The sequence below is a fragment of the Agromyces indicus genome (assembly GCF_031432295.1).
Classification (GTDB): domain Bacteria; phylum Actinomycetota; class Actinomycetes; order Actinomycetales; family Microbacteriaceae; genus Agromyces; species Agromyces indicus.
Genome location: NZ_JAVKGS010000001.1, coordinates 183,859 through 208,903, shown reverse-complemented (window position 1 = coordinate 208,903; position 25,045 = coordinate 183,859). Strand labels below are relative to the sequence as shown.

Sequence of the window (25,045 nt, the reverse complement as noted above, 5' to 3'; positions counted from 1 at the left end):
CCCGCGCGGTGGCGCGGTCGAGCGGAACCGGCGAATCAGGTTCGGCTGATCGAGAGAACGTGCAGGTCGGGTTGGAGATGTGCGGCAACGCTGTCACGGAGCACCGCGAGCACCGCGCGCCCCGCATCGCGAAGCCGGGCGAACATCGCGGGTCGGGCGGCGAGCGCGAGCACCACCGCGAACGCGATCATCATCGCGCACGCCATCGCGACCGCGGCGCAGTCGAGTAGGTCCGCCATGCAGGAGGTGTCGCACTCGGCGATCATCGTGGACACAGGGACGGGGGCAGCAATGGGGACGGACTCGGTCGGAGACGGCGCGGCGTGGACGAGATGCCCATCGTGCGGGGCCGATTCCGTGGCGACGGACGCGCCATCGTGAGCGAGGTGCTCGCCGCCGGAGTCGTGCATCGCGACCAGGCCCAAGACCACTGCGGTCATCAGTACGACGCTGAGGAGTGTCGAGCGGATGGTGCGGGAGCCGGGAAGGGCGGCACGACGTATCGCGTCCAGGCTCATGACACCTCCCGATTCGTCGCGCGGCGGGGCCGGAATACCGGCATAGAGTATCCCATCAGTCAGGGCGTCCGCCCGGGAGCCGGAATGGTTCGCGGGCCCTCAGTCAGACACTCCTCGTACGACGACGACGGTACACATCGAGTGATGGACCACCTGGCTCGATACCGAGCCGAGCATCAGTCCGACGAACCCGCCGTGTCCGCGGGAACCCACGACCAGCAGGTCGGCTCGCGCCGACGCATCGATCAGGATTCGGGCCGCGCCACCTTGGACGACCTCGGAAGTGACCTCGACGTCCGAATGTGGCACCCGGAGAAGCGTCGCGTCCAGGCCGTGTCGTGCACCTGCTTCGATCTCGCGCGTGTCGAGCGTCCCCTCCATGCCGACGACCACCGCCGGATACTCCCAGGCGGTGATCACATGCACCGCCGCCGAGCGTAGCCGCGCCTCAGCCACAGCCCACTCCAAGGCGCGCCGGGAGAGTGCCGAGCCGTCCACCCCGACGACGATTCGACTTGGGGCAGGGACTGCGGCGGCATCCTGCGGGTTCGTCACGCAGATCATTCTTCCCGAAGCCACCATGGCCGAGCATGTCGAAGGTCCTTCGCCTCGACGACTGCTCGAGGCTCGGCTCCGGCACACAACGGGCGCCGGTGCCCGGCCGGCCGGACACCAACCCGCGGGCAAGAAGATAACGTTCTGATAACACGGAACACTCAGGTTCGGCACGTACGTTGCTCCGGTCCCCGCCCCCTACTGGATACCCCCACTCCATGCGCAATGCCCAACGCGGTCGCCGCGCGGCCGGTCCCCCTACGACGCCGTTTCGACTCCGAAGAAGCGATCTCCCCGAAGCAACGCGTCGCACTGCCCACAGCCCAACAGTGTCACGCGCCGCTCGGCGCCCGCCCGCGCGAGGGATTCGATCCCTGTGGGCGATGGCATTCGCTGGGGGCATCCTCGTCACGACGAGCGTGCCGGCCCTGGCCATCAGTTCCAATCCGGCACAGAGCAGCGCCCTGGCGTCGTCGGCTCGAAGCGACAACCTCGACTCCCAGACGCTCGATGTCAGTGCCGCCGTGGAGGTGGCGACCATCGAAACCGATGGCTACACCGTCGAGGCGCCTCCTCCTCCTCCGCCCGTCGAAGTGGCGGAGGTGCAGGCCGCTCCGGTCGGCGTGCTGACCTCGGTCGCCTGGCCGGTGCTGTACCCCGACCGGATCAGCGACAGGTTCGGTCCCAGGATCGCCCCGTGCAGCGGGTGCTCCACCGACCACGACGGTGTCGACTTCAACTCCGGCGACGGCACGCCGGTGATGGCAGTCGCGGCCGGAACGGTGATCAGCTCGACGGACGCCGGCGGCGGCTACGGGGTGATGATCGAGATCGAACACCAGGTCGACGGAGAGACCATCACCAGCCTGTACGCGCACATGGGCTACGGTTCGCGCCTGGTCGACGTCGGTGACGCTGTCGTCGCCGGTCAGCAGATCGGCTCCATCGGGTCGACCGGTCAGTCCACCGGCGCCCACCTGCACCTCGAGATGTACGGGATCGACGGAGTTCGGTTCGACGGCTACGCCTGGTTGGCGGCCCGGCTCGGCTGACCCACCGTATGCCGAAGAGATCCGCTCCCTCGTGAGTTCTTACTCCACCGGCTGCCGGTGCGCGACAGGCACCTCCTCCGCGGCATCGGGGAGTTGCGCGGGCAGGCGAAGCCGCTTGAGCAGCAGTGCGTTGACGGCGACGATGACGCTCGAGCCCGACATGGTGATCGCCGCGATCTCGGGGCTGAGCATGATGCCGAACGCGGGATAGAACACGCCGGCGGCGATCGGGAGCGCGATGGCGTTGTAGCCGATCGCCCATCCGAGGTTCTGCCGCATCTTGCGCAGCGTGCCCTTGCCGATGCGGAGGGCGACCGCGACATCCATCGGGTCGGACCTCATCAGCACGACGTCGGCCGTCTCGATCGCGACATCCGTGCCCGCACCGATCGCGACACCGAGGTCGGCTTGCGCGAGCGCGGGAGCATCGTTCACTCCGTCGCCGACCATCGCGACATTCTTCCCCGCCTGCTGTAGTTCGGCGATCTTGGCGCTCTTGTCCTCGGGCAACACCTCGGCGATCACGGTGTCGATTCCCAGCAGGCCGGCGATCCGCTCGGCGGTCGGCTGGTTGTCTCCGGTCAGCATGGCCACCTCGGCCCCTGCCTCGTGGAGGGCGTCGATCGCGGCCTTCGCGGTCTCGCGGGGAGCGTCGGCCAAGGCGATGACTCCGGCCGCCTTCCCATCCACCGCGATCAGGATGGCGGTGCGTCCTGCCTGTGCCCAGGTCTGCTGGGTCGTCAGGAGGGGGCCGGCGTCGACGCCTTCCTGTGCGAGAAGCCGTCCGTTGCCGAGGAGGATGGCTCGACCGTCGACCGTGGCGGTCGCACCTTGTCCGGTCACGTTCTTGAACGAGCTGGCCGCACGGTGAGGAACGCCCGCCTGCTCGGCGTACGTGACGATCGCCTTCGCGAGTGGATGCTCGGATTCGCGTTCGGCGGCGGCAGCCAGGGCGAGCAGCTCGTCGCCGTCCATGTCGAACGACTGGTAGTCGGTGACTTCCGGTTCGCCCTTGGTCAGCGTTCCGGTCTTGTCGAGGACGACGGTGTCGATCCGAGCCGCGGTTTCTATGCCGGTCGCGTTCTTGAAGAGCACGCCCCGCTTGGCCCCGAGTCCGGTGCCGACCATGATCGCGGTCGGCGTCGCAAGCCCGAGCGCGTCCGGGCAGGTGATGACCACGACGGTGATGGCGAACAGGATCGCCTCCGGAACCGTGGCGCCGGCGAGGAGCCAGACGAGGAACGTGCCCGTTCCGCCGATCAGGGCGACCAGCACCAGCCAGAACGCCGCCTTGTCGGCCAACCGTTGGCCGGGCGCCTTCGAGTTCTGCGCCTCCTGCACGAGCGCGACGATCTGCGCGAGCGCCGTGTCGGCGCCCACCTTCGTCGCCCGCACTCGAAGGGTGCCGACCGTATTGACGGTGGCGCCGATCACGTCGGAGCCGGGGGCCTTCTCGACCGGCATACTCTCGCCGGTGACCATCGACTCGTCGACCTCGGATTCCCCGTCCTCGACCTGGCCATCGGTGGGGACCTTCGCGCCGGGTCGCACCAGCATGAGGTCGCCGGGCACCACCTCGGAGGTGGGGACTTCGAGCTCGCGGCCGTCGCGGATCACCACGGCGCGCGGCGGGGCCAGCTCGAGCAGTCGCCGGATCGCGTCGTTCGCGCCGCCGCGGGCGCGCATCTCGACCCAGTGGCCGAGCAGGACGAAAGTGGCGAGCACCGTCGCGGCTTCGTAGAAGACCTCGCCGCCGCCCGTCAGCGTCACGACGACGCTGTAGATCCAGCCGGCACCGACGCCGACGGCGACGAGGACCATCATGTCCAGCGTCCGCGCGCGGAGCGCCCGCCAGGCGCCGTCGAAGAAGATCCAAGCGGAGTAGAAGATGACGGGCAACGACAAGATGAGCGAGAACACGTCGTCGCGCAGCCCGAACGGAGTTGGAGCCTCGAATCCGAGCACGTCGTGTCCGATCGGCGAGTACAGCGTGATCGGAATCGAGAGGATGAGCGCGACCAGGAACCGGTTGCGCATGTCCCGGACCATCGCGTCCATGGACATGCCGGCATGACCGCCGTGGCCCATCATCGCCTCAGCGCTGTGCGCCGCCGCCGCGTGCTCATGCTGGGCCCCGGGCGCTGCCACCGGTGGCGCTGCGGTCGTCGGGGCCACGTGGTCGGCGTGGCGGGCCCCCGTTGCACTGGTGTCAGCTGACGTGCCATGCCCGGCGTGCCCGGCATGGTGCTGGGTCGTGACGTTGGAGTCGTCGCCCGGGTCGCAGATGTGGTCGGGTACTGACTGGCCGGCGCAGTGGTAGCCGCAGTCGCGCACCCACGTGCGGAGCTCCGCCACCGACGTGACATGCGGGTCGAAGGTGACATTGGCGGTCTGCGCGACGGGGTTGGCCTCGACGGCGAGCACGCCGGGCTGGCGAGAGAGATACGACTCGGCTATGGACTTGGATGATGCCCAGTGCACACCCGACACCTCGAGCACGACAGTTGATGTGGTTCGTTGCTTCACGATTGCTCCTCGCTTGAGTGGATTGCGAGCCCCAGTCACCGGCGTGATCACACGCTCCGGGCAGGTCGCGATCCGTGCCTACTGATGCTGCTCCGCTCCGTCGCGTGCGATCGACAGTCGTCGGAAGCGGAGCGGTGGGAAACCGGTCATCGTGCTGCACGCAGCGAGCGAACATCGGCCCCGACCGGACCACACGGATCAGGTGCGACTGACGGAGAGCATTGGAAGCGATGGCCGACTCGCCAGGCTCGGCCTGCCCGCGGGTCTACTCGACCACGGCGCAGGCTGCAGGGCGATGGACGCCGATCGTCGATCGGGCGGAGTGACCAGCAGCAGCATGACCACCAGGGCCAATACGCAGGCAGCCAAGAGATCGTGCTCGGGCGCGTTGACGGGCACGCTGCAGTCGCCTGCGCAGTGGGTGTCGCGGATCGCCGGGGCCGCGGCCGAATCCGCGAGTGCATCGCCGTGGGGCTGGCCCGCGGTAATTCCGCCGATCACCGCATGTGAAGCGTGCTGAGCGCCCGTGCCGTGCATCGCGAGGAGTCCGGCGACAATCGCAGCGGCGGCGACGAGTACCACGATCACCGGGGCCGAGCGCACGCGATCGGTGACGAGTGCTCGGATGCTGCGCATAGCCAGGTCCCTCTCGTCACGACTTCGCGCCTGTCGGTCGATGGTGCCACCCTACGCTCGCGGATGGTACCGAACTACCTCCCGAGCGAAGCCACCACCCCGCCGTCGCGATACTCACTCCCGCTGGCACGTCGATCGCAGGTGGGTCACGGGGAGGCGAGCCGGTAGCCGGCCTCCTCGACGGCCTCTTGCACGAGGCGTGCTTCGACGGGGCGCCGGCTGATGATGCGCACCTGCGATGCGACACCGCGGTTCAGTTCGACGCTGACGTCGAGCACACCCGGGATTGCCGTGAGCTCCTCGGTCACGCTGCTGACGCAGTGCGAGCAGGTCATGCCATCGACCGAGTACTCGGCCGACGCCGTTCCGGCGATCGCGTCAGCCTCCCTGTGTCGAGTACCGCCGGTCTCGGTCTGCTGGATGGGGGAGCAGCAGGCGCAGCCGGCGGTCTTCGCCGTGAGGCCGAGGTCACTGAACGCTGAGCCGGTCACAGAGGGATCCCTTCGATCGAGTTCTGCCATGCTGCGGCGTCCCCGTGCGCGGGCTGCCGATGTAGCGATCGTACTACCCCATGGGGGTACCCGGGTCATGCGCCTGACGTTCGGTCCGATGGGCCGAAGGGCCCTGACCGAAGCGCTGTCTGGTGGTTGTCTGGCTCTCGACGAGCGAGTGGCCTGACTTCTGACCTCGAGGGGAGCGGCATGTCTGCATCGTCGTCGGGGCCTCTCCTGTCCGATCATGTCCTCTCGGCCAGCCAGGTCTCCAAGGCGTACCGTCAGGGCGTCTGGCCGTTCCGTCGGCGGAACCAGGTGCTCGACGGCGCGGCGGTGACCCTGCATCGGGGCGAGGTGCTGGGACTGGTCGGGGAGAACGGTTCGGGCAAGTCCACCCTGATGCAGATCCTCGTCGGCCTCTTGACGCCGGATGCCGGCGAGGTCGACCTGCGTGGATCGCTGGGCTACTGTCCTCAGCGTCCGGTGGTGTTCGACCGGCTGACGTGCGATGAGCACTTCGAGCTGTTCGGCGTGGCGTACGGACTGACGCGCGAGGAGAGGCGGCGGTCGCAAGCCGAGCTGTACGAGGAGCTCGACTTCGCAAGGTACGCCGGTATGCGGGCCGACCGGCTGTCCGGTGGGACCCTCGCGAAGCTGAACCTTGCTCTGGCGATGCTGCCCGACCCCGACATCCTCATGCTCGATGAACCGTACGCCGGGTTCGACTGGGACACCTACGTGCGATTCTGGGACCTCATGGGCCGCCGCCGGGCGTCGGGCCGGGCGGTGCTCGTGATCAGCCACTTCATCGCCGACGAGGAACGGTTCGACCGCATCGTGCAGCTCACTGCCGGGAAGGCGGTCGAGAAGTGACGGCCTTCCCGGTGCTTCTTCGCCGGTTCCTGCTGGAGTACCTGCGCAACCCGGTGAACCTGCTCGTTTTGGTTCTCGTGCCGGTGGTGTTCGTGCTGGTCGCGGCAGAGCCGATGGCGGATGCCGCGGAGCTCCTCGGTGGCACCGGCGTCGCCGTCGAGACCGCCACGACGGGATGGGCGGCCGCGTTCCTGGCCGCGTTGGCGATGTACTTCCAGACCAGACAGGCCCGCTCAGCCGACCGGCGACTCGTGCTCGCCGGTCTCCGAGTCTCGGTGCTCGTGGCCGCACGCCTGTCCACCGGCCTGCTGATCGCGGTGTTCGTATCGGCCGCCGCGCTCGCCACGCTCTACCTGCGAGCCGACGTGGACGATCCGCTCCGGGTGGCGGCGGGAACGCTGATGTTCGCGGCCATCTACGTGGGCATCGGCGCAGCTGTCGGCGCCGTCGTCCAGGAGCCGGTCAACGGCACCGTCGTGATCCTGCTGATCTGGATCCTCGACGTCTTCTTCGGTCCGGCGCTGACCTCACCCGACCGGGTCGAGCTGACCCGGTGGATGCCGACGCACTTCACCACGCTCTGGATGGTCGACCTGCCGTCCGGCCACGGCGGCCGGCTCGGCGACCTGGGCCTGGCGCTGCTGTGGGTCGCTGTCGCGCTGATCGCCAGCTGGCTGCTCTTGGCCCGCGCGACGCGGGTGGGGCGGGCGAGGCGCCCGGAGCGCCACCCCGGCTGGCTGCGGCAGGCGGGTACCGCGTTCCGTCTCGGTGTGCGGGAGTACGGGCGGAATCCGGCGCTGTGGTTCCTGCTCGTGACGGTCCCGGTGATCTTCATCTGGCTGTCCAAGCTGATCACCGAGGAGCAGTACGCGGTCATAAGGGTGATCGATGACGGACGGACGGTGGACCTGCGCTACTGGCTCCCAGACACCCACGCCGGAACCATGGCGCCCATCGCGGTGGCATCCCTCGCCACGGTCGCCGGACTGTTCATCGCGCTGAATGCTCGCGACGGCGACCGCAGGCTCGTCCTCAGCGGGTTGCACCGGTCCGCGCTGCTGACCGGCCGGTTCGGGGAGGTCGCCGTCGCGGTCCTCGTGACCACGACCGCGTCGCTGGTCGTGACCGCGCTGGTCTTCCCAGCCGCGCAATGGGGCGCGTTCATCGGTGGGATGCTGCTGCTCGCGATCGTCTACGCGCTGTTCGGAATGTGTCTCGGATTCCTGCTCGACCGCGTCAGCGGGGTCCTGATCGCGTTCGTCGTGCCGTTCCTCGACCTCGGCATCACGCAGAGCCCGATGCTCAGGCTCCAACCACCCGGACCGGCACTCCTGCTGCCGGGCTACGGACCGTACCGCTTGCTCATCGACGCCGGGCTCACCGAGACCTTCGACGAGTGGGTGGGGCTGTCGATCGGCCTCACGTGGGTGCTTGGACTCGGCCTCGTCGTCGGCTTGATCTTCGTCGCCCGCACGCGAGTGGCCCACCGGGCGGCGCGCCATCCCAAGCACGTGCGCATGCAGAATCGTGCGGTGCAGGCCGGCCGGTGAAATGGGGAATCGGGTGACGAATTGGTACGTGCTCACGGGTGGGCCGAGTTCCGGCAAGACGACCACGGTCACGCTGCTGCGCGAGCGCGGATACACGACCACGATCGAGCACGCCCGGCACTACATCGACCTCCAGCGCCTCGGCGGCCGATCCGTCGACGAGATCCGCAGCCGCCAGCTCGAGTTCCAACGGGGCGTGGCCACGATGCAGATCGCTCAGGAAGCCGAACTCGACCCCGACGCGCTCGTGTTCCTCGACCGCGCCCTGCCCGATTCCCTGGCATACCTCCGGTTCCTCGACCTCGAACCCGATACGGAGCTTGTGGAGGCCGTGCGGCGGGCGTCGTATCGCAAGGTGTTCCTCCTCGACCTGCTCCCGCTGGCCGCCGACTACGCCCGTACCGAGGACGCTGAAGCCCAGCACCAAATCCACCGGCTGCTCGGGGGCGTGTATCGCGAGCTTGACATGCCGGTCGAGTCGGTGCCGGTCCTTCCGCCGACGGAGCGGGTCGACTGGATCCTCGCCCGACTCTGACCACGGCGCGCAGAGGGACGAACGACCTCGGAGCGGCGCCCGGACTGCGGTACGACGAGAGCATGATCCAGACGCTGAGGAAGCACCACTTCCACGAGGAAGCGTCGGCCGTGCTCGCCGCAGGCATGGACGAGGTCTTCGGATACCTCGACGACCACCGTTCGCTCGCCGGTCACATGGGATCCCGCAGTTCGCCAATGATGGGCGGCGGGGAGATGAGCCTCGAACTCGATGCCGGCGGCGGGCGTGAGGTCGGTTCGCGCATCCGCATGGGAGGCACCGCCTTCGGGCTGAGGCTCTTCGTCGACGAGGTCGTGGTGGAACGCATACCGCCACGCTCGAAGACGTGGCAGACGGTTGAGGAGCATCTCGTCGTGATCGGTGACTACGCCATGGGGTTCCGGATCGACCCGCATCCCGACGGATGCGCGCTGACGGTGTGGATCGGCTACGACCGGCCCGAGCGGAACCGTTGGCTCGGCGTGATCGGCGGACGGATGTACGCCCGATGGTGCGTGCGCCAGATGCGAGACACGGCGGTCGCGCGCTTCACCGGGTGATCCCTGCGGTCGCTGCGACCGAATTCACCTGTGACGACCCGACTCCAACGTCTCGATCAGCTCGCGGAACTGATCCGGTGTGATCTCGCCGCGCGCAAGTCGATCCTCGAGGATCCGCCGCGCCGAGTCGGGCTCGACCTGGCCCGGCCCGCCGGGGGTCTGGCCTCCCGACCTGGTCGCGCGCACGGCCAAGACGATCGCGACCACGATCCCCGCCACGATCAGCAGCGGGATGAGCACGCTCGGGATCCACATCCACCAGGCCCCGTACCCGTAGTCCCACATCATCAGCCCTGCCCACCTCTCGGATCCAACGGCGACATGGCCAAGTCAAGCCGGTCGGGACTGTGCCCAGAAGGGTCCTAGGGCCTCCAATGCCAGTGCCGCCGTCACCGACCGACCGGTGGTCGGCCTCCGCACACGAAGAAGGGGGCGGTTGCCCGCCCCCCTCAGGTGATGGCCGATCAGTCGATCACGGGTCGACGAAGATCCAGAGGCCGCTATCGCGGTCGCTGGCGACGACGTAAGTCATCCCGTCTTCGCCGACGAACGTCTCGACGCCCCAGAAGTCGTTGCCGGCCTCGTCGAGGTAACCCCCCACCTCCACGAGTTCGCACGTGCTGGTGTCGGTCACGGTCGCCGGGTCGTACGGCTCGCCGGCGCACATGATCTGGATGGCGCGGAGGCCGCCCGAATAGTACGCGAGGTACGCGAGCGACGGATCCTGCGGATCCACGGCCACCTCGTGCACCGAGAGGTCGCCGTAGCCGAACGCATAGTCCGGGTCGTGCGCCTCGTCGATGGCGAAGGTGTCGAGCTCGGCCATGGTCTCCGCATCGTAGAGGTGCACGTAGCCCCATCCGTCGAAGATCGAGCCGACCTCGATGCGCTCACCGATCGTGCCGATCGCGATGTCCTCCGGGTAGCTCCACGGGCCCTCGACCGGCTCGAGGCCGAACATCTTGTGGAACGCCTCGTGCGTGGTGCAGACCGCGACAACCTCGTCGACGAAGGCACCCGACCCGCAGAACGCCGTGTCATCGGCCACGTGCCGCTGGACGAAGACCACCGAGTCCCAGCCGGCGAGGACGGCCTCGTGGGCCTTCTCACCCGGGAAGCACGCCTCCTCGGTCGCGCTCGGGTCACCGGTCGGGCCGCGCTGGAGCACGATGATGGTCTCGTCGCCCTCCTCGAGCAGGTCGAGATATCCGGGGACGTCCTCGGGGCTCGGGATCGCCGCCGAGTCGGGGCAGCCGTAGCCGCCGTAGACGACCGGGCCGCTGAGGGTCAGGTCGTCGAGCGCGGCCGGCGGCTGGCCGCCGCCGACGATCACCGAGTCGTATTCGCCCGCGTAGGGGCCGGTGGTGATGTTGAAGGCGTCCGCGCGGTACGGCGAGAAGTCCTCGTCGGTGCCGATGAAGAGCCCGCCGTCGATCGTGTACTCCGCCTGGTGGGCGTTGCCCTCGGGCGTGAGGGAGACGCCAAGAGACTCGAGCAACTCGGGGTCGACCGCCGGGAAGTCGGTGTCGGCGACGAACTCGGCGTTGGCCGGGTCGTCCACGTCCAGGATCACGAACCCGCCGTCCCAGTAGGACAGCAGCATGTACCACGTGCCGTCGATCTGCTTCACGACCATGTCGTGGAGGAACGAATCAGTGAGTCCGAGCTCCGGCTGGTCGACGTCGAAGTCGTTCAGGTCGTACTCGGCGATGAGCTTCGGCCGCTTGGGGTTGGTGATGTCGAGGATGTCGACGTCCTGGCCCTCCACGTTGTCGGTGAGGACGACGTAGGCGTTGTCACCGGTGTCCCAGGCGAACGCGCTGTGGATCTGGTTCACATCGGAGCTGCCGGGCTCCTTGTCGCCGACGTTGGCGGCGAGCTTCTTGGGCTTCGACGGGTCGGAGACATCCCACAGGCTGACCCCGCCCTTGGCGTTCTTGCCGCACGGCTCGTTGTTCATCAGGAGCACGTCGCCGCTGAACTGCTTGGTGGTCATCTCGATCACCTGCATGCCCTCACCGGGACGCGTGTCCTGATGCGAGGGGATGAAGCCGATCAACTCGGGCTCGACCATGGGATCGCGGTCGACGCCGGAGACGTCGACGATGTAGGCACCGGCATCCGGGCTGTTCTGACCGCCGCGCTCGCGACCGGCGCAGTCCGGCTCCCCCCAGTTCGCGAGGTAGGCGGTGTTGCCGTCGGGGGAGACGGCGACATCGGCGACCAGGTCGTCGATATCGGTGAGCTCGAGGACCGTCTTCAGGTCGATCTTGCCCCATTCCCCCTCGCCCAGGAGATGACCCTCGAGTTCGCCGTGCTGATCGTCTGGATGCGCCGCGGCCGGTGCGCTGAGCCCGAGCGTTGTGAGCCCCAGGGCGCAGACGGCGGCCGTGATGAGTGACGCGCGTCGTTGCATCGTCGTTCTCCGGTTCCGTGTCATGTTGTGACGCCTGACGGTTGCCAGACACGGCAGAGGATAGGAGACCGGCGGAGCCAGATGCACCCTCTGGCGACCGCGGCGCGAACGGTCTACTATCGGCCGGTTGCCCGGATCGGGCCGTGCCCCTACGAGCTGGGCGGGTCACGACATGGCAGCGATCAGGATCGAACGAGGCGGGCGATCGCGGCGCTCGCCTCGCGGAGCTTCTCGTCGGCGACCGGCCCGCCTTCCGCGCTCGCTTCCGTGACGCAATGACTGAGGTGATCGTCGAGCAACGACAGGGCGACAGTCTCGAGTGCCTTCGTGGCCGCGGAGACCTGGGTCAGGATGTCGATGCAGTAGACGTCCTCGTCGACCATCCGCTGGATGCCGCGCACCTGCCCTTCCGCGCGCCGAAGCCGGTTCAACAGCTCTTCCTTGTTCGCGACGTAGCCGTTCATGCGACTCCTCCAATACCCTATAGGGGTATTAGTATAGCAAGCTTCGCGCTTCCGGGCGGCTCGGTGCAAGCAAGCGGCTACGCGGTCGGCGGTCGGCGGCCGCGGCCGTGGCGCGAAGGGAGCGCGGGTCGTGCGACCCGCGCTCCCCTGGAGCCTGCGAACCTCAGGCGTCGACCGTCGCCAGCTCGGCCTCCGGAGTGGAGGCGTTGGGCTGTGCCCCGCGGAGCGTGACGACGGCGATGAGTCCGCCGACGGCTGCCACCACGGCGGCACCCATGAACGCCGCTGCGTACCCGCTGGTCAGCGAATCCGCCCCCGTGCCGCTCCCGATGACCACCGAGCTGAGCGCCGTCACCGCGGCCAGGCCGACCGCCGAACCGATCTGGTAGCTGGTGTTGACGAGGCCGGATGCCACGCCGGTCTCCTCGGGGCGGGCGACACCGATGGCCGTGCCGAGTGAGGGCACGAACGCGAGCGCCATGCCGAACGCGGCGACCAGCGAGGCGGGCAGCACGTCGACGGCGTAGTTCCCGTCGGGCCGGACGAAGCTGAGCCAGACGAGTCCCGCGGCTAGGAAGGCGAACCCGGCGACGATGAGCGACTTCGCGCCGAAGCGTGCCAGCAGGCGCGGCGCGACCGTGGTCATGCCGAGCACGATGAGCGCCGTCATCGGCAAAAGCGCCGCGCCCGCGGCGAAGGAGCCCGCACCCAGCACCTGCTGGAGGTAGAGGTTCAGGAAGAACCACATCGGCACCCACGCGGCCCCGAGCAGCAGCTGTGCGATGTTCGCCGCGCCGAGCTGGCGGGTGCGGAAGATAGCGAGCCGCAGCAGGGGCTGGCGGGACTTGGCCTGAACGACGAAGAACAGGGCGAGCAGCACGACGCCGGCGCCGAGGGCGACGAGGGTCTCGACGGCGTTCCAGCCGACCTCCGTCGCACGGACGATGCCGTACACGAGCGCCGCGAGTCCCGCGGTGCCGGTCACCGCGCCGAGGATGTCGACCGAGCCGCGCTGGCCCGCGATGCGCGGCAGCGCTCCGGGGGCGAGGGCGATGACCCCCAGCGCGATCGGCACGGTGATGTAGAACACCCACGGCCAGCTCGCGTACTCGGTGAGCACGCCGCCGAGGAAGACGCCGGCGGTTCCGCCGATCGGGGCCGCGGCTCCGTAGACGGCGAACGCCTTCGGCAGTTCGGCGGTCCCGCCGAACAGGGCCATGAGCAGGCTGAGCGCGGCCGGGGCGATCAGCGCGGCGCCGGCCCCCTGGACCGCGCGGCCGGCGATCTCGATGCCGGCGCTCGAGGCGGCGCCTGCGAGCACCGAGCCGAGCGCGAGCACGATCCATCCGGTGATGAACACCTTGCGCGCCCCGAACAGGTCGGAGAGCCGTCCACCGAGCAGGAGCAGCCCGCCGAAGGCGATGACATAGGCGTTGAACACCCAGGACAGCGACTCGGCGGTGAAGCCGAGTTCCGCCTGCATGTCCGGGAGGGCCACGCCGATGATCGACGTGTCCATGATGACCACGAACTGGGCTGCGGCGATGAGCGCGAGCCCCAGCCATCGGCGTTTCGCCGGGGCCGTGGTTGATTGCGACATGATCCGTTCTCCTTCCGGGGCAATACCCCACTGGGGTATTAAACATATACCCCCCTAGGGTATTCCTTTGCAAATCCTTCCACTCGAGTCCCGCGCGCGATGTCGGTGCTGCCGCCGACGGCGGGCACGAAGCCAGGGGCGAATCCTTGCAAGCGAGACGAAGGGGTCGACGGAGTGTCCGTCGACCCCTTCATGGCGTGAGCCATCAGGCCATCGCGTACCTCTCCGGGTCGGCGTCGAAGAGCGGGCCGCAGGCGGCGCAGCAGAACCAGTAGCGCTCTCCGTCGTGATCGCGGTAGAGACCGGCTTCCTCGGCGTCGGCCTTGACCACGACGCTGCCGGGCATGACCCGGCATTCGGCGAGGTCCTCGGGTCCGCGGAGCAGGTCGGTGGCGTCGGCGGGCTTCGCCGCGTGGCCGTGGGCGTTGCCGGCGCCGGTCGCGTTGCCGGTGCTGCAGCAGTGTGCACTCATGAGGGTGTCCTTTCAGTTCGCGTGCGTCACGCGTGTTCGAGTTCCCGCGCCGAGGCGGCCGCGGTGGGGGTGGCGTCGGTGGCGCCGGTGGTCCGCGAGCGGAAGGTGCGCAGGCGGAGGCTGTTGCTGACGACGAAGACGCTGGAGAAGACCATCGCCGCGCCGGCGAGCATGGGGTTGAGCAGGCCGAGTGCGGCCAGCGGGATCGCGGCCACGTTGTAGGCGAACGCCCAGAACAGGTTGGCCTTGATGGTCCCGAGGGTGCGGCGCGACAGTCGGATGGCGTCGGCCACGGCCCGGAGGTCGCCGCGGACGAGGGTGATGTCGGCGGCTTCGATCGCGACATCCGTGCCGGTGCCCATCGCCAGGCCGAGGTCGGCCTGCGCGAGGGCGGCGGCATCGTTCACGCCGTCGCCGACCATCGCGACGACCTTGCCCGACGCCTGCAGATCGCGCACGATGCGGACCTTCTCGGCGGGAAGGACGTCGGTGATGACCTGGTCGATGCCGACCTCGTCGGCGACGTGGCCGGCGACGGTGGCGTTGTCTCCGGTCAGCAGCACCGGCGTGAGGCCGAGCCGGCGGAGCTCCGCGATCGCCTCGCGGCTGGTGTCCTTCACCCGGTCGGCGACCACGAGTACGCCCCGGGCGGCGCCGTCCCATGCGACCAGCACCGCGGTCTGGCCCGCTGCTTCCGCAGCGAGCTTCGCCGCGCGCAGGTCGTCGGGCACCGATATGACCCAGTCGCCGAGCAGTGACTCCCGGCCGACGACCGCGAGGCGGCCCTCGACGATGCCGTGCACGCCCCGGCCCTCGTCGTTCTCGAACGACTCGACCGCGGCGAGGTCGCCGACCCGCGCGGTCGCGCCGGCGGCGATGGCGCGGGCGATGGGGTGCTCCGAAGCGTTCTCGAGCGCACCGGCGATGCGGAGCACGTCGGTCTCGGACTCGCCCGCTGCCGTGTGCACCGCGAGCAGCGTCATCCGGCCTGTGGTCACGGTGCCGGTCTTGTCGAGCACCACGGTGTCCACCTTCCGGGTCGACTCCAGCACCTCGGGGCCCTTGATCAGGATGCCGAGCTGCGCGCCGCGACCGGTTCCGACAAGCAGCGCGGTCGGTGTGGCGAGGCCCAGCGCGCACGGGCAGGCGATGATCAGCACCGCGACGGCGGCCGTGAACGCGGCGGCGAGCGGGAACCCGGCGCCGATCCAGACGCCGAGCGTGACGACGGTGAGCGCGAGCACGACCGGCACGAACACGCCCGAAATCCGGTCGGCGAGCCGTTGCACCTGCGCCTTGCCCGACTGGGCGTCTTCGACGAGCCTGGCCATCTGCGCGAGCTGGGTGTCTGACCCGACACGGGTGGCACGCACCACGAGCCGCCCGCCCGCGTTGACGGTGGCGCCGACGACCGCGTCGCCGACCGCCACCTCGACCGGCACGGACTCGCCGGTCAGCATGGACTGATCGACGGCGCTGCGGCCCGCGACGATCACGCCGTCGGTGGCGATCTTCTCGCCCGGGCGCACGACGAACTCGTCGCCGGCGGTGAGCCGATCGATGGGAATCCGCTGCTCGAGGCCGTCGATGAGCACGGCCACGTCCTTCGCGCCGAGCTCGAGCAGGGCCCGCAGGGCGGCCCCTGCCGTGCGCTTGGAACGCTTCTCGAAGTACCGGCCGGCGAGGACGAACATGGTCACCCCGGCGGCGACCTCCAGATAGATGTTGGCGGCGCCGTCCGAGGGCGCCACGGACAGCTCGAACGGGTGGGTCATGCCTGGCAGTCCGGCGGTTCCGAGGAACAGCGCGTAGACCGACCACAGCAGGGCCGCCGTGGTGCCGACCGACACGAGGGTGTCCATGGTCGCGGCACCGTGGCGCAGGTTCACCCAGGCGGCACGGTGGAACGGCCAGGCCGCCCACACGATCACCGGGGCGGCGAGCACCAGTGACAGCCACTGCCAGTACGGGAACTGCAGGGCCGGGATCATCGCCATCAGGATGACCGGGACCGACAGAACGACCGAGCCCGCGAGCCGCTGCCGGAGGGACCGCAGTTCGCCGTCCTCTGCCCGGTCGGCGGCGGGGGCGGGCTCCGTGCTCGCGGGTGCGGGCAGTTCGGCCGTGTAGCCGGTCTTCTCGATCTCAGCGATCACCTCGGCCGTGCTCACGCCGGCCGGCACCTCGACGCGGGCCTTCTCGGTGGCATAGTTCACCGTCGCGCTGACGCCGTCGAGCTTGTTGAGCTTGCGCTCGATCCGCATCGCACAGGATGCGCAGGTCATCCCGCCGATCTCGAGTTCGATCACACCGGACGGCGGTGGATTCTGCGGGGGTCTCGCGTTCATCGCGCGTTCCTTCCTTCGTTGTCGGATGTCAGTGCTCGGCGCCGTGCCCGCCGGTATCGGCGTGCTCCCCGGACGTGGGCTCGACCGACGCGGCGCTGGCGCCAGTGGCGACGTCGACGGCGAACGACGCCGTGTGCACCTGCCCGTCGACCTGGAAGTCGAGGGACAGGAAGTATCCGCCTGCGGTCGGGGGCGTCGCGCCGAAGCGGATCTCGGGTCCGAGGGCGGTCGCGCCCGACGTCTCGGCCTCGTCGAGCGGGTGCACGTGCAGGTAGCCGAAGTCGCCGGCTCGCAGCATCACGAGGTGGCCCGCCGCGCCGAGGTAGGGCTGGACGTCCGTGACCGGCCGCCCGTCACGGCGCACCGTGAAGACGAGTTCCGTCGCCGTGCCCGCCTCGAGGTCTCCGGCAAGCTCGACGGTGAACGGTCCCGCTTCTGCGAAACGGTCGCCGGATGCCGCCACCTCCCCGGCGCGCACGTGCCCGTTCACCAGCGCGGTATTCGTGAGCGTGAGCGTGCGGTCGTGACCGCTGGGACGGAAGTCCGCGAAGAGCCGGTAGCCGCCCGCAGCCTCCCAAGCCCAGGGGATCCTCCACGTGCCATCCGGGCCCAGTTCCGGGTGCACGTGCCGGAACGAGCTGCCATCGGTGCGCACCGCGATGAGGTGCAGCTGCTTCTCGTGCGTCACGTCGAACTCGGTCACCGGCTCCCCGGCGGGGCTGAGGATCCGGAACTGCAGCTCACCCGGTTCGTCCGTTCCGGCCGGCGCAGTCAGGTCGGCGAACCGATACCCGTCCGCCTCGATCGACAGGCCCGGCACCTCGGCCGGCACCGGCTTCTCGTTCTGCATGTCGTGCTCCTCTTCTTCGTGCTCGCTCTGCTCAGCCCACGCGGTGACGGTGGTCGGCGGAACCACGATCGGGCCGATCGCCAGGGCCACGCCGAACGCCGCGGCAAGGCCCGCTCCGTACAGCCCGAGTCGGAGCGGCGTGCTCATCTCACGGGCACCGCGCTCCGCGGCCGGCCTGATCTTCGAGCTCTGGTCGCTCATCGCCTGATCCTTCCAATACGGGGGTGGGGTATAGGTTATGATTCCAAGCATATACCCCCATGGGGTATTCCGTGCTAGGGGGTTCTCATGGAGTCGAATCACGTCCTCGTCGTCGGGGGCGGGGCAGCCGGTTGGTCCGCGGCAGACGCGCTGGTGCGTTCCGATTGGCCCGGGCCGGTGACGATCGCCGACCCCCAGTCGCCGATGAACCGCACACTCGTGAACACGGGCGTGCTGACCGGACTGCTGACGCCCGGGCAGATCGCCCGCCAGGCACCGGCAGGCACCGAGCTGGTACGGGACGAGGTGGACGCGATCGAGCATGACGGCGCCGTCCGATTCCGGTCTGGGAATCTCGTCAGGCCCGCAGCCGTGCTTGTCGCCTCGGGGAGCGCTCCCCGGCCGTACGCGGACCAGGCCGGCGCGGATGGCGCCAGCACCAGTGAGCGCCTGACGCACCTTCACTCGATTGAGGACGCGCAGCGGGTCCGCACCCTGCTGCCGGCGAGCGGCGGGAGCGTCGTGATACTTGGCGCCGGCCTGATCGGATCCGAGACCGCGTCGTTGCTCGCGGAAGCCGGAGTCGATGTGACGCTCGTGTCCCGCTCACCGGTGCCCTTGCGTCGCGAACTCGGTCCGGTCATGGCGTCCGCCCTGCTCCATCGACACGACGCTCACGTCCGCACGCGCTTGGGCCATCCCGTGCGAAACATCACCGCGGGATCCGGATCCGCGGTCATCGAACTCGAAGACGGAGAGCGGCTCGAAGCACACGTCGCGCTCGTCGCCCACGGCACCGTCGCCCGTCGACCGGCTCTCCCCGGATCTCGCGAAGGAAGCATCGCGGTCGACGGGAGACTGCGGACCGGGCTACGCCATGTCTACGCCGCCGGCGGCGTCGCGGCCGTCCGCACCGGCGGCGTCTCCGTGCGGGTCGATCACTGGGAGGACGCGGCCGCGCAGGGCGCGCACGCTGCACGCTCGATGATCCATGACGTGCTCGGCGGTCCAGATCCCGGCGAGTACCGCTTCACTGCGAGCTACTCCAGCCGCATCCACGGCTCGACCCTCACTGCGTGGGGGGCCACATTCCCGGGGTCCCGCTGGACCCAACCGATTGACGGCACGGCCGTCGCCGTCAGTACCCACGGAAGACGCGCAACAGCAGTCGTCGGGCTCGACGCCGCCGGGACCGTCCGCACCATCGCCGCGGAGATCATGGCCGCCCGGCAGAACGACGACGGCGTTGCCGATGGGGCACCAGGGTGAGGGAGACACAACCCACTCGAGCTCGTCCTCTCGACACCCGGAACACGTTGAAGTACTGAGCTGGTCGAGGGCGGCACGGCGAGCACGTGATCGGGGCGTCGCGGGCTGCGGACCTGATCGTCAACGGTTCGCATTTCACCGCGGCGTCGCGCGCTTCTGCTCGGGTCCGCCTGGGCTCACGTCGCTCGGCATTGCCGAGTGCTCTGCGCATGTCGCGGGGAGTCACGCACCGGTCGATCGAGGGTGGATCTACGTCGCGGTCGTGCTCTCGCTCGCCCGACGCACGCTGCGGCGGTGGCCGGCCAGAGCGGCGCGGCGAGGGCGGTGTGTCACACGAAGCGGGGACGCCACGTCGAGTGCACGGCGCGCGCCGCCGCGGGCCTCCTCCGGCCGCGCCGGGAAGGAGGCTCCGCCCTCGCGGGCGGTGATGCGCCGCGGCCAGAGGGCCGGTGCCGCGATCGCGCCCGCTGCGGCGAGGACCCCGAGGATCGACCATGCCGTCATGACGCCGGCGGTCGCGCCGACCCAACCGACGAGGGGATACGTGACGAGCCATGCGAGGTGCGACAGCGAGAACTGGGCGGCGAAGGCCGCGGGCAGTCCCGCCGGGGTCGTGGCCGAGCGGATCACGCGGCCGGTCGGGGTGACGACCATCGCCGTGCCTGCGCCGATCACCGTCCAGATCGACGCCATCAACACCCAGGAGATCGTGCCGGTTGCGCTCATGACGACGGCCGCGATCATGCCTGCGACGAGCACGCCGGCGCCGGCGGTCATGACGGTGCGTTCGGCGATCCGGTTGAGGAGGCGGGGAACCAAGAGCGCGACGACGAGCGTCCCGCTGCCGGAGGCTGCGAGCATCCATGCGACGTCGGACTGAGCGCCGCCGAGCTCGTCACGCACGACGTTGACGGTGCTGACGATGACGATCGACCCGGCCGACGCGACCACGAGGTTCAGCGCGAGTATGCCGCGCAGCCGGGGAGTGGCAGCGAAGGTGCGGATGCCCGAGGTGAGCCGGTCCCGGACCCGGGTCTGGCCCGTGGGGCGGGCGTTCGGCACCCGCGCCGTGAGCACGAGGATCGCCGAGATGATGAAGCCGACCGACGTCCCGACGAACAGCACGTTGAAGCTCATGAAGGCGAGGGCGACGGCCGCGAGCACCGGGCTGAGCAGGCTCTCCATCGTGTAGGCGACCTGCGACGCGGAAAGTGCCCGCGTGTACGCGGCCTTGTCGGTCACGATGTCCGGGATGACGGCTTGGAACGTCGGTGTGAATGCGGCCGAAGCGGACTGCAGCACGCCGATCAGCACATAGACGTGCCAGACCTCCGTCACGAACGGCAGCGCGAGGACGACCGCGGCCCGCACGACGTCGAGCAGGGTCAGGAACAGCCGCCGCGGCAGGCGGTCCGCGTACGCGGCCGCCAGCGGCGCTATGACGACGTAGAGCACCATCTTGATGGTCAGGGCGGTGGCGAGCACCGCGCCGGCGCTCGGGCCGGCGAGATCGTAGGCGAGCAGGCCGAGCGCCACGGTTGCCAGGCCCGTGCCGAACAGCGCGATGATCTGGGCGCCGAACAAGTGGCGGTAGTCACGGATCTGGAACAGGCGCATGATGACGACTCCCTGAGAGGTGTGCGATGCACAACGCAACGAGATACCCCTGGGGGGTATTCCCCGGGAGCGCAAGGAATCCGCAGGAAGTCTCTTGGGCATTTTCGTCGCCCAGAGTTAAGCCGATCATCGAGAGCCGGATGCCACGCCTCGAGTCGTGCGCGACGTGTCGGCGCGTCGCGGTCGATCGCGGACCGCCTCGATCACCGCGGCGACGTCTCCGATGGGAGAGGGGATCACGCCCGGCCCCCTGACTGGGACCGGCGTCCTGAGACATCGCAGTCGGCGCCGTGAGTTTGAGAACAAAGTGACGATTAAGTGACCACTACGGGCATTCTGAGATCGAAATGGGTGCGCATTCTCGCGCTAAAACTCCTGATCAGAGCCGATGACGGGAATCGAACCCGCGCTGTCTGCTTGGGAAGCAGAAGTTATCCAGTAGTGATTCACTCGGTTTCACTCGGGCTCACGAGCCCCGGAATCGCGGGGAATCGTGAGTTTGAGTGAACGACTGTGATGCCGAATTTGTGACCATTAAGTGACCACTAGCCCGTGCTTGTCGCCATCGAGGAGTCCGACCGCATCGGGAGCGCGACCGAGGGCTCGTCTGCCACCTTTACGCGAGACCCGCTGATGGAGGACGCGACGACGGCGTCGACGATACGCGCAGAGCGGACGCCGTCGGCGAAGGTCGGGAGTCCGTCGCGGACGTCCCCGCGGACGGCCGCGTACGTGTCGTCCACGAACGCGTCGAAGCATTGGCCGTAGCCCTGCGCGTGCCCGGCCGGAAGTGAAGAGAGTCGACGGTGATCGGGGGAGCCGCGCGAGGGGTCGCGACGGAGTATCTCCTCCGAGTGTTCGGCGCCCATCCATGCTGTCTCCGGGTTCTCCTGGTCGAACACCGCTGATCGGTGAGCGCCATCGAACTCGAACCAAAGTCGGTTCTTCCTGCCGGCAGAGACCTGCGACACGTTCACCGAACCGAGAACGCCGCTGCGCGTGCGGAACATCACCGTCGCGGCGTCCTCCGTGTCCACCGTCATCGATTCTCCTGCGCTATCGCCACCGGCAGGGGGCCGAGGGCGCTGCGAAACGGTGGTGGTCACGTCAGCAACGACGGATTCGATCCGTTCGCCGGTGATGAACTCCATCAGGTCGCACCAGTGCGAGCCGATGTCGGCGAACGTGCGGGATGGTCCGCCGATTGCGGAGTCGATGCGCCAGCTCGTGGCCGTCGGAGAGAGCAGCCAGTCCTGGAGATAACTGCCGTGCAGCAACTGCCAGCTGCCGAACTCGCCCGCCTGCACGCGAGCACGGATTTCGCGCACGAGTGGATGGAATCGGTACACGAACGGGACGGTCGCGGTACGGCCCAGCGACTCGGCGAGATCGGCGAGTGCCTCCGCCTGTGCCGTGTCCACTGAGAGCGGCTTCTCGCAGATGACGTGCGCACCGGAGGAGAGAGCGGCCTTCGTGTGCTCGACATGTCGCTGGTTCGGTGTGCAGACGTGGACCACGTCGGCGCCGAGGTCGGCCAGCTCGTCGAGGTGACGTATCGGAGTCGTTCCCCACTCGACGGCCGCTCGTTCGCTGCGTTCGGGGGTGGATGCCATCACCCCCGCGATGTCGGCGCCCGCGAGAAGCGCCGCCCGCCGGTGGATGGCCCCGATCATGCCCGTGCCGAGGATCGCGACCCGCATGCTCATGATCCGAGCTCCGCGAACTCGATGAAGGCCGGATCCGCGACCTCGCTATCGCCGAGGTGTTCCAGACGGCCGTCAGCGCCGTCGACGCGGTATGCGCGGACGAGGTTCGCCGGGCGATCGGCGACGAGGAGCAGCGATCCGGACGGAGCGAAAGCGAAGCTGCGGGCGGCGAGCCCGGGATGGATGGACCGGCTGAGGGGAACGTGCCCGACGCGCGTCATCCGACCCGACTCATCGATGTGGAACCATGCGAGCGAGTCCTCGCCGCGGTTGTTGACGTAGACGAAGCGACCATACGGGTGGAGGCGCAGGTCGGCGGGCTCGTTGAGGCCGGTGAATCCCTCGCCGGTCGTGGTGACCTTCTCGATCAGCTCGAGCGTGCCGTTCTCGGGATCGAACGTGAACGACGCGACCTCGGACGAGAACTCGCAGGTGACGTACGCGCGGGTTCCCTCGATGTCGAAGACGAGGTGCCGCGGCCCGGTTTGCGGCGGCATTCGGTACTCGCTCGTCTTAGTCAGCCGGTCGCCGAGCGTGAACACGGTGATGAGGTCGGTCGCCTTGTCGCAGACGACGACGTACCGGCCCGATCGGTCGATCACCGCGCAATGTGCGTGCCCGCTCGCCTGGGCGTGCCCGCCGGCTTGCGGCGACGTATTGGGGTCGGGGCCGTGGCCGTCGAAAACGACCACGTCGCGCAGCCTGCCGATGGCGCCGTCCGACTCGAGTCCATAGAGCAGCACGGTGGAATCGTCGTAGACGTACTCCACGTCCCAGCCCTCGGCCGTGCGGATGATCCGCTCGACGTGTTCGAAGTCGCCGTGGTTCGCGCAGACAAGGACGCCTCGGTCGGCATCGAGCGCGAGGTAGGTCGGGCGTGGTCCCGGTGCCGCGCGCCAGTTCAGGGGAGTCAGGCCTCCGTCGGCTTGGTCGACCCGGAAAGCGTGCACCGCCGCCGGCGGGTCGACGGGTCCGCGGCCGTCGGTCTTGCGTTCGTCGACCGAGTACAGCGTGCTCGTCGACGGTGAGTAGACGAGGTAGCCGGCTTCCTTCGGTTCCGTTGTCCCGCTCAGCCGTGTGATCCGGTCGCCGTCATGTTCGACGGCGAGGACCGTGATCCCTCCGTCACCGCCGGCAGGGCCGCTGGCGTAGGCACCGACGAATGCGACGAGTCGTCGTGCGGAATCATCGTGCGTCGTCATGATGCGATCAGTCTCGTGAGCATCTCCTGGTGTCGCCGCACCTGCTCCACCTCGTCCTCGAGGTCGTCGATGCCGCGATCCTGGAAGTATCGCTGACCCTCGTACTCGGAGTCGATGTACCCCTCGAACCCGCCGGCCCTGAGTGCCGCGATGACGGGTTCGTAGTCGATCGAGATCTCCTGGTACCGGTCCGCCTCGCCGGGCACCGGCGACATGTTGTTGAACTTCCCGTGGACGTGGGTGATGCGGTCGGCGGCGGCGAGCTCGCGGAGCGTGTCGACCGAGGTGTGCGAAAGCATGAGTGCCTCGGCGACGACGGTGTAGTCGAGCTCGGTCGGGGCTTCGACGTTGGCGTCGGCCCAGGACTTCACGCCGTGGAACGCGTCGGCGAACTCGGGAACGAGGCCACCGGTCTTCAGGAACCGGCCGAACTCGGCTCGCAGATTGCCTGCGGTGTGAGCGGACATGTCGATGTGGCCGAACGGCGCGTTGTCGTCGCGGAGCAGCACGGCCAGTTCGACGGCGGCGTCGCAGGCGCTGCGCTGGGCGCCGCGCCGTACGAACCACTCCAGCTGCACCTCGGAGGGGCGGAACTGGAAGATGCCGAGGTCGGGGACGATCCCGACGTGCCGGCTGCCGGTGCGGTCGGCAAGCTCGAGGATCTCGTTGACCTGCTGGCCTTCGAGCACCATCGGCTGGTGGATCTCCTTGCCGAGACGGATGTCGAGCTTCTCGGCGTGCGGCAGCGCCATCTCGATGATGTCGATCGGCACGACCGAGAGCGTGCGGACGATGCCGAACCCGAGCGATTTGGCCAGCTCGATGTCGTGGATGAGCAGCTCTGCGCACTCCTCGTGGGTCATCACGTGGTCGCGGAACTGGAGCACGTCCATCTGCACGTCCAGCGCGACGGGGGTGGTGCCGTATTGGTCCATCCACGAGAACCAGCGTCGGGTGAATTCCTGACCGGGATCGGGGTAGTGCAGCGACATCTCGTCGATGAGCTCGATGCCGTCGGCTCCGAGGTTGGCGCCGACCTCGCGGACCTGCCCTTCGAGGTCGAGCTGCTTGAAGAACTGGGACTGCTGGTAGCTGTACAGCGAGACGCCGCGCTTGATGGTCATCGGTCGTCCTCGTCGTCGTTGAGGGTCAGCTGGTAGCTGACGATCTGCGGGGTCTTCTCGGAGCCCGCGCCAGTGCCAGGGATCGGCGGGTTCTTCACGAACTCCTCGTCGGTAGGCAGGTAGCCGTAGGCGGCCAAGACGGACTGCTGGAGCCGGACGGTGTGGTCGCCGGGGATGAGACCGCCAGGTGCTGCGACGTGCAGGATGCCCTCGTCGTCGTAGTCCCAGTGCTCCCAGACCGCCTGCTTGGTCTCCTCGAAGCTTCGCGGTTCGCGTCCGTTGATCTCGAACGCCTGGATCGACGTCGGGTAGTTCACGCCGTCGACCTCGAGGAAGTAGCCGTTGTGGAGCGAAAGGAACACGCCCCGGTAGTTGGCGTGACGGACCGCGAGGGAGAATCCCACGATCTGGCCGTCGCGGGTTTCGTTGCGGAGGCTGTCGGATCGGATGAGGAAGTTGTCGAACATCGCGCTTGCC

23 protein-coding genes are annotated in these 25,045 nt (G+C 68.7%); 6 read left to right on the top strand and 17 right to left on the bottom strand.

What is annotated here, in order from left to right; all coding sequences use genetic code 11:
- Positions 1–35: 35 nt before the first annotated feature.
- Positions 36–440, bottom strand: coding sequence for a hypothetical protein (locus RH861_RS00920; RefSeq protein WP_310519352.1), 405 nt, complete (start codon positions 438–440; stop codon positions 36–38).
- A gap of 177 nt (positions 441–617) precedes the next feature.
- Complete coding sequence (locus RH861_RS00915; RefSeq protein ID WP_310519351.1) at positions 618–1,073, bottom strand: universal stress protein; 456 nt, start codon at positions 1,071–1,073, stop codon at positions 618–620.
- A 383-nt stretch (positions 1,074–1,456) separates the two neighbouring features.
- Here RH861_RS00915 and RH861_RS00910 point away from each other — a divergent pair, with 383 nt between their 5' ends.
- On the top strand, positions 1,457–2,125 hold the full coding sequence (locus RH861_RS00910; RefSeq protein ID WP_310519350.1) for a M23 family metallopeptidase: 669 nt from the start codon (positions 1,457–1,459) through the stop codon (positions 2,123–2,125).
- 39 nt (positions 2,126–2,164) lie between these two features.
- On the opposite strand, the gene RH861_RS00905 is transcribed toward RH861_RS00910, so the two are convergent.
- From RH861_RS00905 to RH861_RS00895, 3 genes are all read right to left on the bottom strand, one after another.
- Complete coding sequence (locus RH861_RS00905; protein ID WP_310519349.1) at positions 2,165–4,651, bottom strand: heavy metal translocating P-type ATPase; 2,487 nt, start codon at positions 4,649–4,651, stop codon at positions 2,165–2,167.
- Between the two features lie 198 nt (positions 4,652–4,849).
- Positions 4,850–5,287 carry a hypothetical protein gene (locus RH861_RS00900; protein ID WP_310519348.1) on the bottom strand — a complete coding sequence of 146 codons (438 nt, stop codon included), beginning with the start codon at positions 5,285–5,287 and terminating at the stop codon, positions 4,850–4,852.
- 146 nt (positions 5,288–5,433) lie between these two features.
- Positions 5,434–5,808 carry a heavy-metal-associated domain-containing protein gene (locus RH861_RS00895; protein ID WP_310519347.1) on the bottom strand — a complete coding sequence of 125 codons (375 nt, stop codon included), beginning with the start codon at positions 5,806–5,808 and terminating at the stop codon, positions 5,434–5,436.
- Between the two features lie 180 nt (positions 5,809–5,988).
- Between RH861_RS00895 and RH861_RS00890 the strand changes: the two genes are divergently transcribed.
- The 4 genes from RH861_RS00890 (at position 5,989) to RH861_RS00875 (ending at position 9,299) form a co-directional block, all read left to right on the top strand.
- A complete protein-coding gene (locus tag RH861_RS00890; RefSeq protein WP_310519346.1) occupies positions 5,989–6,654 on the top strand; it encodes an ATP-binding cassette domain-containing protein in 666 nt (221 codons plus the stop codon).
- The gene (locus tag RH861_RS00885; RefSeq protein ID WP_310519345.1) at positions 6,651–8,204 is read left to right on the top strand and encodes an ABC transporter permease; all 1,554 of its coding nucleotides are present in this window, start codon (positions 6,651–6,653) and stop codon (positions 8,202–8,204) included. The genes RH861_RS00890 and RH861_RS00885 overlap by 4 nt, the downstream gene beginning before the upstream one ends.
- A gap of 13 nt (positions 8,205–8,217) precedes the next feature.
- A complete protein-coding gene (locus tag RH861_RS00880; RefSeq protein WP_310519344.1) occupies positions 8,218–8,739 on the top strand; it encodes an AAA family ATPase in 522 nt (173 codons plus the stop codon).
- A gap of 62 nt (positions 8,740–8,801) precedes the next feature.
- Entirely contained in the window at positions 8,802–9,299 is a 498-nt protein-coding gene (locus RH861_RS00875) for an SRPBCC family protein (RefSeq protein WP_310519343.1), read from the top strand.
- A gap of 24 nt (positions 9,300–9,323) precedes the next feature.
- Here the strand turns inward: RH861_RS00875 and RH861_RS00870 are convergent, their stop codons facing one another.
- The 7 genes from RH861_RS00870 to RH861_RS00840 all read right to left on the bottom strand — a co-directional run bounded on the left by RH861_RS00870 (position 9,324) and on the right by RH861_RS00840 (position 17,650).
- Positions 9,324–9,587, bottom strand: coding sequence for an SHOCT domain-containing protein (locus RH861_RS00870; protein ID WP_310519342.1), 264 nt, complete (start codon positions 9,585–9,587; stop codon positions 9,324–9,326).
- 184 nt (positions 9,588–9,771) lie between these two features.
- Positions 9,772–11,715 carry an LVIVD repeat-containing protein gene (locus RH861_RS00865; RefSeq protein ID WP_310519341.1) on the bottom strand — a complete coding sequence of 648 codons (1,944 nt, stop codon included), beginning with the start codon at positions 11,713–11,715 and terminating at the stop codon, positions 9,772–9,774.
- A 182-nt stretch (positions 11,716–11,897) separates the two neighbouring features.
- A complete protein-coding gene (locus RH861_RS00860) occupies positions 11,898–12,179 on the bottom strand; it encodes a metal-sensitive transcriptional regulator (RefSeq protein ID WP_310519340.1) in 282 nt (93 codons plus the stop codon).
- A 163-nt stretch (positions 12,180–12,342) separates the two neighbouring features.
- A complete protein-coding gene (locus RH861_RS00855) occupies positions 12,343–13,779 on the bottom strand; it encodes an MFS transporter (RefSeq protein ID WP_310519339.1) in 1,437 nt (478 codons plus the stop codon).
- Between the two features lie 205 nt (positions 13,780–13,984).
- The gene (locus tag RH861_RS00850) at positions 13,985–14,251 is read right to left on the bottom strand and encodes a YHS domain-containing protein (protein ID WP_310519338.1); all 267 of its coding nucleotides are present in this window, start codon (positions 14,249–14,251) and stop codon (positions 13,985–13,987) included.
- Positions 14,252–14,277: 26 nt separating this feature from the next.
- Complete coding sequence (locus RH861_RS00845; RefSeq protein ID WP_310519337.1) at positions 14,278–16,599, bottom strand: heavy metal translocating P-type ATPase; 2,322 nt, start codon at positions 16,597–16,599, stop codon at positions 14,278–14,280.
- A 28-nt stretch (positions 16,600–16,627) separates the two neighbouring features.
- Positions 16,628–17,650, bottom strand: a complete 1,023-nt coding sequence (locus RH861_RS00840; protein ID WP_310519336.1) for a DUF8832 domain-containing protein — start codon at positions 17,648–17,650, stop codon at positions 16,628–16,630.
- Positions 17,651–17,737: 87 nt separating this feature from the next.
- Here RH861_RS00840 and RH861_RS00835 point away from each other — a divergent pair, with 87 nt between their 5' ends.
- The gene (locus RH861_RS00835) at positions 17,738–18,919 is read left to right on the top strand and encodes an FAD-dependent oxidoreductase (protein WP_310519335.1); all 1,182 of its coding nucleotides are present in this window, start codon (positions 17,738–17,740) and stop codon (positions 18,917–18,919) included.
- Positions 18,920–19,168: 249 nt separating this feature from the next.
- Here the strand turns inward: RH861_RS00835 and RH861_RS00830 are convergent, their stop codons facing one another.
- From RH861_RS00830 to RH861_RS00810, 5 genes are all read right to left on the bottom strand, one after another.
- Positions 19,169–20,536 carry an MFS transporter gene (locus tag RH861_RS00830; protein ID WP_310519334.1) on the bottom strand — a complete coding sequence of 456 codons (1,368 nt, stop codon included), beginning with the start codon at positions 20,534–20,536 and terminating at the stop codon, positions 19,169–19,171.
- Between the two features lie 545 nt (positions 20,537–21,081).
- Entirely contained in the window at positions 21,082–22,242 is a 1,161-nt protein-coding gene (locus RH861_RS00825; RefSeq protein WP_310519333.1) for a Gfo/Idh/MocA family protein, read from the bottom strand.
- Positions 22,239–23,444 (bottom strand): lactonase family protein, encoded by a 1,206-nt coding sequence (locus RH861_RS00820; RefSeq protein ID WP_310519332.1) that lies wholly within the window; start codon positions 23,442–23,444, stop codon positions 22,239–22,241. Before RH861_RS00820 ends, RH861_RS00825 begins: the two co-directional genes overlap by 4 nt.
- Positions 23,441–24,568, bottom strand: coding sequence for an IolE/MocC family protein (locus RH861_RS00815; protein WP_310519331.1), 1,128 nt, complete (start codon positions 24,566–24,568; stop codon positions 23,441–23,443). Before RH861_RS00815 ends, RH861_RS00820 begins: the two co-directional genes overlap by 4 nt.
- Positions 24,565–25,035, bottom strand: a complete 471-nt coding sequence (locus tag RH861_RS00810) for a C-glycoside deglycosidase beta subunit domain-containing protein (protein ID WP_310519330.1) — start codon at positions 25,033–25,035, stop codon at positions 24,565–24,567. Before RH861_RS00810 ends, RH861_RS00815 begins: the two co-directional genes overlap by 4 nt.
- Positions 25,036–25,045 lie beyond the last annotated feature (10 nt).